This is a genomic window from Cryobacterium sp. Y29 (genome assembly GCF_002929825.1).
Classification (GTDB): Bacteria; Actinomycetota; Actinomycetes; order Actinomycetales; family Microbacteriaceae; genus Cryobacterium.
Map to the genome: position 1 here is coordinate 151,839 of NZ_PJJN01000027.1, position 12,920 is coordinate 164,758.

The following is a 12,920-nucleotide window of genomic DNA, read 5'->3' on the forward strand; positions in this document are numbered from 1 at the left end:
CACCCACGGTTGCGCTTCATTCCTAGCGAGACGAACTCGTTCAACCCAGCCCCAATCCGTTGAGAATCTCCGCGTGATCAGCATAGATGCTACGTGCAGCATCTTTGATCTGCCCCTTGGTCACATCCAACGTTCCGCTACCGCGGGGAATCGCCTCGAGCCACGCGTTGGCGGACACCGTGTGCTCACTCCTGGTGAGAACAAGGGTCGGCCAGTCGTTTACGTTCCCGCCCATCTGATATACGAACCGCTGCTCGATCAAATGATCCTGCCGCGGTGCCGGGAGGGCAGGCTCTTCGGCCGAACGGCCATCATCTTCGATTTGCGCCATACCCCGATACCCACGGCGGCCGCGGGCATCCCGTAAGACGGACGACCAACGGGCGCGTTAAAGCGTGATTCCGCTCAAGTCGATTCGCTGAGCAAATCGCCCGGAAGGGGAACGTTCTACGGGACGAATTGTGATTGTCTTCTAACCCGAAGCGATGCTGTCGTAGTAGCGACAGTTGAAGTTGCTTGCCCGGATGTTCGGCGCTGCGCAGAGGGGTGGCTCCCCTGTCACGGATCGAATTGTGGCTTACCTGCCAACAGCTTTTCTCGGTGTCGTACGAACAAGGGTGAGCGAATAATCAACACTTCCCAGGGAATCGTGATTACGCCGAGCAGTGCTCCGCGCGTAGACGATTCCGGTAACGCTGAGTAGCTCAACACGAGGCCGTCCATCGTGAGCTCGAAATTCAAGCTAGCTTCGAGCAATTTGCTTGCGTCTCCGGGCCCGTCTGGGCTGCCGCCGGACCACTCGACGAGTCCGATCTGCCCACTAGCTATAGTCACGCCGAAGTTTCGCGTCGCCCACATGCTTCCCACAACGACGTCGAGATTGACTCCTTCGAAAGTAATTCGAGGGAAGCGGCTGTCTTCAATCATCAAACCGCTTATGAACCGGGATTGAGCCCTGGGGGCGTAAAGGGTTAGCGAGTACCAAGGCTCGACGACTTCATAAATGCCGACATACAGGTCGTCCTTGGTCACGCCGTAGATTCTTCGGAGGTCTCCGATAGGCGCCGACTCCAGTCTCATAGCATCGACGGACGTGCGCACGACAGAGGACGGTTCTCGCTCGAGTTCTTGTGAGAGTGCCTTCCAGTAGCTGCCGAACCGGGCAACGGATGTGATGGCGTCCAGTTCGAATTCAACGTCGACACGACCGGGCACCTCGTCATCCACTAGCCACGGGTCATCGAGTTTGTCGAAGCTGTAGATCGGAGGCAGGGAACGCAGCGCAGCGGATATGTGAACCGTCAACGCGCCTTCTGCGTAGGTCACCGATCCTCGCCAGTCCGAAAGGCCTTGGCGGATTCGATTGGCCTCTGACGCGGTTGATAGTTGCCCGGCGGCATCGAGCGCGAAGGTAATCGGATTGGCCGGATAGCTCTGTGCTAGCGCCATGATCAGAAGAGACTCGAGGCCCTGCGGGACGACTATTCGAGGCCCAGTTAAGTCGGGGGTGAGATAACCGGTGTCTGGGTCGCGAATCGCGCGAGATGATGTGAACGAAAGAAGTGAGCGGCTGAAGGCGATCTTCACCTGGACCAGATCTCCCACCGGGGTGCTGAATGACCCGTCGGGGCTGGGTGGATAGGTGATCCGACCCTCGCCGTAGATGTTGCCGTCGGCGTCGATCATCGCGTTCCGTAAGTGCATCGTTCCCCAAACGCCGTCGACAGATTATTACTACAGCTCGACCCTAGCGTGGCCATGCTCTATGTGAGGCGCTTCTCTATGCCCTCATTTTCTCCCGATTCCGGCTGGCGAGCTGAGGCGCCCATTGGGATGATTCCAGTCGATCACGGCCGCCACAGCTCCGACCTCGACAAGCTGGTCCGTGTAGCCCAGCACGGTCGCTCTTATGACTGTGCTCGGTGCATCGTGTTGCCCGAATACCTCTCGAACGACAACCCATGCGTCGGCTAGGTCGGTTTCCTTGGAGGATGCACGACGACACGGATGTTCACGACGTCATCGTGTTGGGCTCCTGCCGCCTTCAGGGCGGTACGGAGGTTTTCCATGGCCTTACCAGCCTGCGCGGCGTAGTCTCCGACTCCAGCCGTGCCGCCATAGAGATTCAACGGGCAGGCGCTGGCGAATAAGATAAGGCGCGTTTCGGCGGGATCGTTTGGCGCATTGCCAAATCGAACGCTGTGAAGCGAAACTGAGTTCAGTGCTCGACGACATCTACGGGGACGGACATATTTACCGAATCACAGACATTCATTGCATGCGATAGCTCGTGGGCAGACCCATGCTCTCCCAAAAGCCATCTCTCACACGGTCACCCATTGAAGGAAACCTCATGACAGACAACGGTCCCAATGCCCCAGCGGGATGGTATGACAATGGTGCCGCCAGCCGCCAGTGGTGGGACGGATCTCAGTGGCTGGTTGCGCAGTGGCCACCCGAGCAAGCGAGTCCCGGTCTCAGTGTTCCCGGTCGTATGCCGGGATTCGTTCTCGGCGTCCTTTCGATCTTCTTCGTGACCATCCCGTTTCTATGTCTTCCTCTCGGGATCGTCGGTTGGGTGCAGTCTTCGAAGGCAGTGCGCCGCATTCCGGTTGGGAGTGCAGGCAGAGGCTTGGCGGTCGCCGGCCTTGTACTCTCAATCATTGGAGTGAGCCTGACGACTCTATTCATGCTCTTGGCAATCCCCGGTGCGTGGCAGCGTAATTTCGGATAGACGCCAGGCGCACGTTTCCACAGGCCGCGTTCGGGCCTGTGGAATTAAAACCGCAAAGTCATGGAATCGTGATAATTGGTTGCAAGTGCGTTCCGCGTTGTGACTGGCCTGTGGGAATTACGTAATCTACCCGCAGCCATTTGAACCCTTGAATCCCTTGTGAACACTGGGACTCAGGGGTTTTCTTCTGCCTGAAGATACTATTTTGGCAACATGGGCGACGGCGTCCGCACCATGGCCGAACTGAAACGAATCACAGTCCAATTCATAAAACTCGACACCGTGACCACCGACCTGATCCACGAAGTCATCCTCGAACGCCCTATCCCTTCCGAGTAACACAACCGCGCACCCAGCGCAGCCGCGTTGTGACTCAGAGCGACAGGAGACCGCGAGCTCAGCGCAAATGTCGCTCGCGAACGGTTCGTTGGAGAACCCTCCAGAACACGACTCGATCACTCGTCCGACGCAGCGGATCACCATCTCCAGATGCCCTAGGGGAACCTCTGCCGGGTAGTCTGCTTTCGTACTATTGCGGCATCGTGAGGCTGAGCCATCGTTCTTCGATGGCATAGCCGAGATGTTCGTTCATGCGGATGCTGCCGGTGTTGACCTGAGCGCCACCCGTGCCGAAGATTCTGACGCCGTCGTCGGCCAAGGCCGTAATCGACGCCGCCTTGACGGCAACGGCAAGCCCCCGGCGGCGGTACGAAGGGTGCACGGACGTGAATTCGGTTTCTGCGCGCGCGGTGGTCCGGGTGATGACGCTGACTGCCACGAGTTGCCCGTCATCAATAGCACCAAAGAGGCGGCAGCCGGAACTCCAGAATTCGAGCACGTCGGACTCGTCGCGGTGCGGCACTTCTGTCGCTGGCGTGCATGGGTAGTCGGCGTGGTTCAGGGCTTCCAGCGCCGTGACCTGAGGCGCCCAGCTGGCGTCGAGTTCCTGGATTAGGAGGGCTTGTTCCGTTGCCGCGACGACGGCCGCGTGCAGTGCTGACAGGTCGGGTGGATCGCTGAGCCGCAGGCGGGCACCCCACGATTCGCCGACAATGACGTATCCGGCCTGCATTAGATGCTGCACTCGCGGATCGTTGAATTGGATTATCTGTATCTCCCCGGTCACCAGCACAGTTTGTCAGAGTGACGGTTGATCTTCCGACTGCCGACGAAATAGCGCGCCACCTTGCCGAAGTGTCCTCAAGCCGATCGGTGACCGGAACACCCGAACACGCGCGGAGCGCCAACGATAATCCGCAGAGTTTCGAGGCCGCCACATTTCCGTCTGCCCCGCTCAAGAAAAGCCTGGTGAAAAAGGGTAAACGGTACGCTCTAGCATGACCGGAATGCTTATCGGCTGCGCACGCGTATCCACCAACGACCAAGACCTCCCCGCCCAAAAGAAGAGCGCCCGGGGAGAAACCGTCGAACGGTCGGGTTGTCGACGTGTGCGCTCCCGGCATTGACTTTCCCGATGAGACGCCTGCGGAAGTGGAGCCTCTCGTGACCGACGTCCTGTTGTCTATGCCCGACGGACTGCGACCGGGGGAGTCTCCCCTTGGATAAGACACCGCGCAACCTTTGGAGCGGTGGCTTCCGCCAACTTTTGGCCGCTCAGTCCATCTCGGCGATTGGCGACAGGCTGAGCTTTGTCGTTCTTCCCTTCCTCATCCTCGGCCACGGGGGAGACGCCGTCGCCGTCGCGCTCGTGTTGGGCGCTCGCGCGGTCGGCTTCTCCGCTAGCGTGCTGGCGGGCGGCGTCGTTGCCGACCGAATCGGGCCGAGGATAACTCTTGTGCTGAGTGACTTGTTGCGCGCCGTCGTACAAGGACTGGTCGTTGCGCTTTTCATCAGCTCCGATTCGTTCGTTGCTGCGCTGGCAGCGCTGATGACTGTTTACGGGGTAGCGGAGGGCGTAGCAATTCCCTCGTCCCGGGCGCTGCTGCCTCGAGTGGTACCGGACGCGGCTCTCGAACGAGCGAATGGGTACATGTCCGCCGCATACACAAGTGGGCACTTAGTTGGACCTCTGCTAGCCGGAATCTTCGTGGCACTAGACCTCAGCGTGCTCGCAATCGGTATTGACGCCGCGTCCTTCGTAGTCTCGGGGGTGCTCATCTGGACGACGAGGCCGAGGTCCTTGCCTGAGGAGAGCAAAGGGACCGTTCTGAGTCAGTTCGTCGAAGGCTTCAAGGCGCTCCTCGCGCGACGGTGGCTGCTGTGGATGATTGCTGCGGGTGTTGTGCTGCACCTCACTACTCTGCCGGCAATATATGCGCTGGGGCCGGTGTGGGCCGAAACCAATCTGGGTGGTGGTGCGGGCTGGGGCATCTTGGTGTCTGCCTTCGGTGTCGGCGGCGTGCTCGGAGGTTTGGTGGCGACACGGTTGCGGCCGCAGCGGCCAGCGATTTGGTATTTCGTGGGTCTCATCGTTGTGGCGGCGCAACCGATCAACCTGGTATCGGGGGCCCCGTTCTGGCTGGTGGCCGGGCTGCAGAGCGTTGCGGGGTTTGCTTTGGCGGTCCTGGGCGTCATGGAGGATCTGAGCGCACAGCGCGGCGTCCCCGGCGCTCTCCTCGCTCGTGTTGGGTCGTTTGCCGTGTTCGCATCTACCGTCGCAACCCCGGTGGGCTACGCCTTGGTCGGAGGGGTTTCGGCCTGGGCAGGTGTCGCTCCCACGATGTATGTCATGGGAGCCATCTGTGTCATCATCGTGGCATTCGGAGTCTTGCTCCCAAGCGTGCGGAAATTCGCTCCTCAGCCATCTGGGGCCGCGCTACAGCCCACGCCGACCGTCGTCGACGTCGAGAAGTCGCCGACCTGACCTGGTGCTGTCAGGGCAGCAACCTCGAGGTTGACCGAAGCGTCATCCTGCACCGTTCGACTGGTGAGAGGACAAAGACTAACCGCGTTCTATCGAAAGGTATCCCTGAAGCAGTGGCTTCGAGAGTATGCCGTATTCGCTTAGCCTGAGTTTTATAACATCTGAGACGGCCTTGAGGCTATCAATCAGCCATATTTGTGATATCGACGGTGATTTGGATATGCTGCTGGTTTGAAAGGGAATTAGCAAACTTCCTATGCCGACACGTTACTCTGAAGTTATCCAATATTTGGCGAGATCTTCAAGCACAACGCCCGCGGAAGTCTTTGCAAGGTTCGAGCTGGGGATAGATGACGTGATGCAATTCTGGCCGTTCGGATTTGAGCAAGACCTGTTGCTCACGCCGGTAATGTGATGCAATCCACCGCAAAGAGCACTTTTCAGCCCTTCCGGCTCGATGGGTTTCGCAGACTCGTTTCGGCTGCGTTTGTATCAGGCTTGGGCGGGTCACTCATTCCTATTGCGTTCACGCTTGAAAGCCACAGGATCGAGCCGTCTGGTTGGGGCCTAACGGTCGTTCTGCTTTCGTTGTGGGGCGGTCGTTTCGTAGGCATGTTACTAGTGCAGCGATCTGCACCAGCACGTAACCCGGTTCGAATGATGATCGGCTCCGATGTTGTGCGGTTTATCGCGCAGGCTGGTCTGCTTGCCTGGCTGGTATTGGGCGGGGTTGCACGTGACGGTCCGGGGCCGGCCATCGTGGCGATGGCTGTTTCGTCGGCTGTGTACGGGATCGCAACGTCCTTCTTTCAGCCGGCCAGATTCACGGCGATTCCCCGTATTGTCCCGGTCAAATACCACGGGCAGGCAAATGCGTGGCTGTCCATTCTGGGCGATGCTTTCGCCATTGCTGGGCCGCTGGCCGGATCAGTTGTGGTTTTACTGCTCGGATTCAATGCGGTGCTTCTTATTGATGCGGTCGGTTTTTTGATCGGGATCATATTGCTTGCAGGTGTGCGTATTCCCGCGTCTGTCGAAGTCGTAGCGCCATCTTCCGACGAAGAGATAGTGAAGACAGAACGGGTTCGCACGAATCTTCCTCGGTGGGTGAACGTGGGGCTGGTTACCTGGCTTTTTGTTGCGCTCACGATCGGGCTCCTCGGCACCGCGGGGCCGACCTTAGTGATTGAAAGGAACTCTCCACAGATCTGGGCGGTGACTGCGGCGTGCATGGCTGTGGGGTCGCTACTTGGATCGGCATCGTCGCTGCTAGGCGTTCTGAGGAAGGTGCCGTGGAAGTATCTTCATCTGTTGTGCTGTGTGGGTATTGCACTGCAGTTGCTGTGTTTTCTCTTTGTCCCCATACCCTTAGCGCTTTGGGCTGCTGGTTTCATTGGTTCCGCGCTGACTACTGTCTCGGGAATTCGGTGGGATACTTTGGGACAGTCGATCGGCGACGAGGTTCGTGTGCATACTTTCGCTGCGCGTGACCAGATAGTGAACACCGTGGGTATCCCCGCAGGCATGCTAGTTTTCGGTGTCGCAAGCGCGACCGGTACGACCACAGTGGCAGTGATTACGATCGCAATCATGGTCGCGCTAATGGGCGCCTTGGTGCTCATGGCTGGCGGGATTAGAAAGGACAATGAACAGGCGAGCCTGGTAGCGGAGGGCGTGCGGTGATCACCGTCGTTTTCGACTCGCTGTGGGCATCTGCTCCCATTGTTTTTGTTGCTCTGCCATGGCAGCGGGATCATGACATCGATTGTGATGGGATAACTCCCGCTGCACAGCACGCCAACTCGCGAGCCGCCGAGACGCTCCTAACATGGTGGTCGTTCCCACCGAGATCCGGTCGCGGAGCGCCTCCAGCCCGAGCCCGTCACGGGTGCTGGTCAGAAACGTTTCGATGCCAACTGCAACAGGTGCCACAAACTTGACCGTTACGGCGTCCCACCTAAACCGCCAAGTACAAACGCGACATTCTGACCGAGTACGACCGCCTGGATCGGCAGGGCCGTGGTGCGTTGTTCCGCCGAAAAAAGCTGTATATCTCCTTGGTCGGCAAGTGGCGTGAACAGGGCGATACGGGAGTGCTGGCAACATGCCGCCGGAAAGATATGAACGTAACTACTACTACGCTGAAATAAACGGCCCAAAAAAAATCGAAGCTGCCAACAAAACGGCGGCATGAAACTTGGGACGATTCATACTGACTCAGCGTGGTGTCGGCGATCCTGATACGCGCTTTCGCACCAGAAAGACAACTTCTTGATCAAGTATTTGATACGTCGCTTCGCCGGCTGGATGCTCATGATCGTGGTCGCTACGAATCTGACGTACTTTTTAGCATGGGGCTTTCTTGACCCGCGCAACAACTACGTTGGACGTCGTCCACCGCTGTCAGAGGATCAGGTAGTCCAGCTTCTTCAACCACGAAACCTCAGTGATACCGTTTCGCTCCTGGAGCGTTGGTGGAACTGGTTCTCCGGCGTCATCTTCCGCTGGGATTGGGGAGTAAGCCCGGTCGGCCAGTCGGTGAATGATCAGGTGGCGTATCGCATGTGGGTGAGCGCAGAGCTTGTACTTGGCGCCACGATACTCGCCACAGTCTTGGGCATTGCCCTCGGCGTGTACACCGCGTCCAGACAATACAAGATCGCCGACCGCATCGGTCAGGCCACCTCGATCATCACGATGAACATCAATATCGTCGTGGCGGCTCTCGGAATCGTGTTGCTGGCGATCGGCTTCAACAACATGGTGGGAACGACAGTGTTCTTCGTCACCGGCTCGGCGAGTCCGGATGTTACGGGGTTCTTCCCCATCATCATTGATGCCTTGCAACATCTCATTTTACCGACCGTTGCACTCGTGATCATTGGTTACGCTGGCACCCATTTCCTGCAGCGGTCACTGCTGCTCGACAACATCAACGCTGACTACGTGCGTACCGCCCGCGCCAAGGGCCTGACGAAGGGGCAGGCCATTCGCAAGCACGCGCTGCGCACCTCGCTCATTCCGGTCGCAACACAGGTGGCCTTTACAATCCCCACCGTTTTTATGGGGGCAATCCTCACCGAGTCGATTTTTGGATGGAACGGCATGGGCCGCTACTTTCTCGAAACCATTGCAAAGAATGACATCCATGGAACCGTCGCGATTGCCGCGTTTGGCGCGGTTCTCACCGCGATCGGCGCGCTGCTCGCCGACATCGCCGTCGTTGTTCTCGATCCGAGAGTGCGGGTGAGCTGAAATGCCGAGAAATTCAATCCAACCGGCCGTCGGACCAGAAACGACTGCCATTCGGCTTCCCAGAAAACGGATGTCGAAGTGGGAGCTCTACTCCAGGCGTTTTCGGCGCAATCGTCCGGCGGTCGCGGGCCTGGTGATCTTCGCCGTCCTCGTGCTGTTCGCGGTCGTTGCCCCCCTGCTTGCGCGCTACGACCACATCGAGCTCGATTTTCTCAACCTCGGTGAGCCGCCGAGCGGCGAACACTGGCTTGGTACTACGAGCGCGGGCAACGACACCTTCGCTCAGGTGGCAATTGGCCTGCAACGCTCACTCATGATCGCCGTCGCAGTCTCGGTGGGAACCACCGTGATCTCTGCAGTGGTTGGCACTGCGGCCGCATATTTCAGTGGCATGTTCGAGCGGTTGACACTGCTGCTCATTCACTTTTTGATGGTCGTGCCCACATTCCTGCTTCTGGCGATGTTCTCCAACGACTCTGGTGGAGACTGGCGCACTATTTCGCTCATCATGATTCTCATCGGGTGGTTCTTCCCCGCTCGCGTGATCTGGACGATGGCGCTCTCACTGCGTGAACGTGAATATGTGCACGCCGCCCGCTACATGGGCGTGCCGGGTATGAAGATCGTGCTGCGCCATATGCTGCCCAACATCGGTTCGCTTCTGGTGATCAACTTCACTCTTGGTGTGGTTGCCGCGGTAATGATCGAGACCGGTCTGTCGTTCCTCGGCTTCGGGGTCAAAATCCCTGATGTCTCGCTCGGTTCACTGATTGGCTCCGGTGCGAACACCATCACCAGCGCGCCGTGGTTGTTCTATTTTCCTGCCGCCGCGCTCACGCTACTGACAGTCTCAATGGCCCTGGTCGCTGACGGCCTGCGGGACGCGTTCGATCCAACTTCTGCCGCTGGAGGGCGAGCATGACTAACCCACTACTTTCTGTTCGTGACCTCAAGGTCAGCTTTCCCTCGGAGACGGGCACCGTGGACGCTGTGCGCGGCATCTCGTTCGACCTCAAGGCGGGTCGCACACTCGGCATCGTCGGCGAGTCGGGCTCGGGCAAGTCGGTCACGTCGTTGGCGATCATGGGGCTGCTAGACGAGAACGTCAGGATCTCTGGATCAATCACCTTCGACGGTCAAGAGTTACTCGGCAAGTCTGACAAGCAGCTCTCCGCGATTCGGGGCAACGGTTTGGCGATGATCTTTCAAGACCCGTTGTCGTCGCTCACCCCGGTCTTCAGCATTGGTGACCAGCTTATTGAGGCGCTCACCGTTCATCGCAAGCTCTCGAAGCGTGCAGCGTGGGCTCGTGCCGTCGAACTGCTCGAGACCGTGGGACTTCCCAATCCCGAACGGCGAATGAAGTCCTTCCCCCACGAGTTCTCTGGCGGGATGCGCCAGAGAGTGGTGATCGCCATTGCGATGGCGAACAAGCCGAAACTTATCATCGCTGATGAGCCGACAACCGCCCTCGATGTGACGATCCAGGCCCAGATTCTCGACCTGATCGCCAAAGCCCAGAGCGAGACCGGTGCCGCCGTCATCATGATCACGCACGACATGGGAGTCGTCGCTAAGACCGCGGACGATGTACTGGTCATGTATGCGGGCAGGCCAGTCGAGAAGGCTCCCGTGCACGAGCTCTTCCACCGCACGCGCATGCCGTACTCCATTGGCCTCCTTGGCGCGATCCCCCGGGTCGACAAGGCCGAGAAACAACCCCTCGTACCGGTCAAGGGAAACCCGCCGCTGCTGATAAATCTTCCGGATGCCTGCCCATTCGCGTCGCGCTGTCCAATCGCTATCGATGCCTGTCACACGCGCGAACCTGATCTCGTGGACGTGGGCAACGAAAAGATGGGCGAACACCACGCTGCCTGCATCCGCTCCCACGAAATTACCGATGGCGGCCTCATCGATGGGCGACGAGTGTTTCCCCTGCCAGACGTATCCGAGCGCGCGCTAGCGGGCGTCCCCCGTGAAGATCGGCCGGTGACGCTCGAAGTACGCAATATGACCAAAACCTTCCCACTGATGAAGGGGGCCTTCCTCAAACGCAAGCTTGGTGAGGTCCATGCAATCCGCGGAATATCGTTTGACATCCGTGAGGGGGAGACGATGGCGATCGTCGGCGAATCGGGTTGCGGCAAGACCACTACCCTGCTGCAGATCATGGATCTGGTCGAACAGGTTGACGGCGACATTCTCATCGGCGGAACGAGCGTCGCCGATGTGCGCGGCGGCCACGCCGAGCGCACTCTGCGGCGTGACATCCAGATCGTGTTCCAAGACCCGATGGGCGCCCTTGACCCGCGCATGACAGTGGCCGATATCATCGCCGAGCCCCTACGTGCAATCGGGACCAAAAAAGCTGAGAGCGAAACGCGGGTCGATGAGCTGATGGACCTGGTCGGCCTCGACCCATCGCACAGCAACCGCTTTCCGTCCGCGTTCTCGGGAGGCCAACGCCAACGCATCGGTATCGCCCGAGCATTGGCCACCAACCCCAAGGTTGTAGTGCTTGATGAACCCGTCTCGGCTCTGGACGTTTCCATCCAGGCTGGCGTGATCAACCTGCTCGATGAGCTCAAAGCCAAGCTGGGCCTGTCCTACCTCTTCGTCGCGCACGACCTCTCCGTCGTTCGACACATCGCCGATCGAGTGGCCGTCATGTATCTCGGCGCTTTCGTTGAGCAGGGCAGCGTCAACGAGATATTCGAAGACCCACAGCATCCCTATACGCAGGCTTTGCTCTCGGCGATTCCCATCCCGGATCCGGACATCGAGCGCACACGCGAACGCATCGTGCTCACTGGTGATCTAGCAAGCGCCACCGATCAAAGTGGTGGATGCTCCTTCGCCAGCAGGTGCCAACTCTTCAAGGTTCTGCCACCAGAGGATCAGGCCCGTTGTCTCGGCGAAGTGCCGCCGTTGACCGGGCCAGAGAACCATCGCAATGCATGCCACTTCAGATAGAACGTCTCAGCTCAGTGACCATCGCTCCCGTTCGGGGGCACGGCTCCTAGCCGGAGTGAATCTCCCCCCATCCAAACCCACAAAGTAAGGAACGGTATGAATCAGCACAGAAAACTGCTTGGAATTGTCGCACTGGGCGGTGTTCTCACCCTCGGTATCAGCGGTTGCACCGCGGCAGGTGACCCCGGCGCCGATGGCGGAGGCACCATTGCTGTCTCGTCAGCCGACTACAATCCCCAACCACGCGAGAGCCTTCAGCAGGGTGGCGAGGTAGTCTTCCCGATCAACGAGATCACCCCGCAGATGAACCCTCTCAACGGCGACGCGAGCGCGGACACCTCACGCCTCGCTTCGTGGTACACGCCACAGATTCTGCTCATGGAAGAGGACGGCACGCCCTACAAGAACGATGCCTACCTCGACAACTGGGAATTCGGCACCGCGGACGGCAAGACCTTCGTCAACTTCACCATCAACGACGACGCAGTCTGGAACGATGGCACACCCATCGACTGGAAAGCGTTCGAAGCAACCTGGATCGCCAACCGTTCATCCGAAGAGGGCTATAGCCCCAATGCCACCGACGGTTACAAGGAGATCGAGTCGGTCACCAAGGGTGAGACTGATAAGCAGGCCGTCGTCACCTTCAAGGGCGAATTTGCGTGGCCCCAGATGCTCTTCACCACTGTGCTCAACCCCCACGTGAACACGCCCGAAATCTTTAACGAGGGCTTCATTGACGAACCGCATACCGAGTGGGGCGCCGGGCCATACAAGCTCAGCAACTTCGACATCAACGGTGGAACCGTGGTGTTTGAGCCAAACGAGAATTGGTGGGGCGAGAAGCCGCTGCTCGACAAGGTGACCTTCCGTCAGCTGGACCGCGCAGCATCGATTAACGCTTTCAAAAACGGCGAGATCGACATGACGAGCACCAACACCAAGGACCGCCTCGAGCAGGTCAAAGATATGGAGGGTGTCGTAACCTACCGGGCTCAGCAGACAGCCAATACGCTTCTGCAGGTCGACGCCGACAAGCCACAGTTCCAAGACATCAATGTTCGCAAGGCATTCTTCATGGCCATTGACGTGGAGCTGCAGAAGAAGGTCGTGTGGAACGGTCTGAACTAC

At 58.8% G+C, this 12,920-nt stretch carries 10 protein-coding genes; 7 read left to right on the forward strand and 3 right to left on the reverse strand.

The window, feature by feature from the left end; genetic code table 11:
* Nucleotides 1-40 precede the first annotated feature (40 nt).
* Nucleotides 41-331: a hypothetical protein gene (locus CXY74_RS04235; RefSeq protein ID WP_104199263.1), complete on the reverse strand. Its 291-nt coding sequence runs from the start codon at nt 329-331 to the stop codon at nt 41-43.
* 227 nt (nt 332-558) lie between these two features.
* Nucleotides 559-1,587 carry a hypothetical protein gene (locus tag CXY74_RS04240; protein ID WP_146070053.1) on the reverse strand — a complete coding sequence of 343 codons (1,029 nt, stop codon included), beginning with the start codon at nt 1,585-1,587 and terminating at the stop codon, nt 559-561.
* A gap of 1,360 nt (nt 1,588-2,947) precedes the next feature.
* Here CXY74_RS04240 and CXY74_RS18175 point away from each other — a divergent pair.
* A complete protein-coding gene (locus CXY74_RS18175; protein WP_255409512.1) occupies nt 2,948-3,073 on the forward strand; it encodes a hypothetical protein in 126 nt (41 codons plus the stop codon).
* 190 nt (nt 3,074-3,263) lie between these two features.
* On the opposite strand, the gene CXY74_RS04250 is transcribed toward CXY74_RS18175, so the two are convergent.
* Complete coding sequence (locus tag CXY74_RS04250) at nt 3,264-3,818, reverse strand: GNAT family N-acetyltransferase (protein ID WP_146070054.1); 555 nt, start codon at nt 3,816-3,818, stop codon at nt 3,264-3,266.
* 474 nt (nt 3,819-4,292) lie between these two features.
* On the opposite strand from CXY74_RS04250, the gene CXY74_RS04255 reads away from it, so the two are divergent.
* From CXY74_RS04255 to CXY74_RS04280, 6 genes are all read left to right on the forward strand, one after another.
* Nucleotides 4,293-5,558: an MFS transporter gene (locus CXY74_RS04255; RefSeq protein WP_104199266.1), complete on the forward strand. Its 1,266-nt coding sequence runs from the start codon at nt 4,293-4,295 to the stop codon at nt 5,556-5,558.
* A 414-nt stretch (nt 5,559-5,972) separates the two neighbouring features.
* Nucleotides 5,973-7,241, forward strand: a complete 1,269-nt coding sequence (locus CXY74_RS04260) for an MFS transporter (protein ID WP_104199267.1) — start codon at nt 5,973-5,975, stop codon at nt 7,239-7,241.
* 588 nt (nt 7,242-7,829) lie between these two features.
* Nucleotides 7,830-8,813, forward strand: a complete 984-nt coding sequence (locus CXY74_RS04265) for an ABC transporter permease (RefSeq protein ID WP_104199268.1) — start codon at nt 7,830-7,832, stop codon at nt 8,811-8,813.
* Nucleotides 8,814-8,883: 70 nt separating this feature from the next.
* Entirely contained in the window at nt 8,884-9,735 is an 852-nt protein-coding gene (locus CXY74_RS04270; RefSeq protein ID WP_104128882.1) for an ABC transporter permease, read from the forward strand.
* Nucleotides 9,732-11,789: an ABC transporter ATP-binding protein gene (locus CXY74_RS04275; protein ID WP_104199269.1), complete on the forward strand. Its 2,058-nt coding sequence runs from the start codon at nt 9,732-9,734 to the stop codon at nt 11,787-11,789. The genes CXY74_RS04270 and CXY74_RS04275 overlap by 4 nt, the downstream gene beginning before the upstream one ends.
* A gap of 96 nt (nt 11,790-11,885) precedes the next feature.
* Nucleotides 11,886-12,920: ABC transporter substrate-binding protein (locus CXY74_RS04280; protein WP_233193208.1), on the forward strand; the 1,035-nt coding region annotated here is incomplete at its 3' end.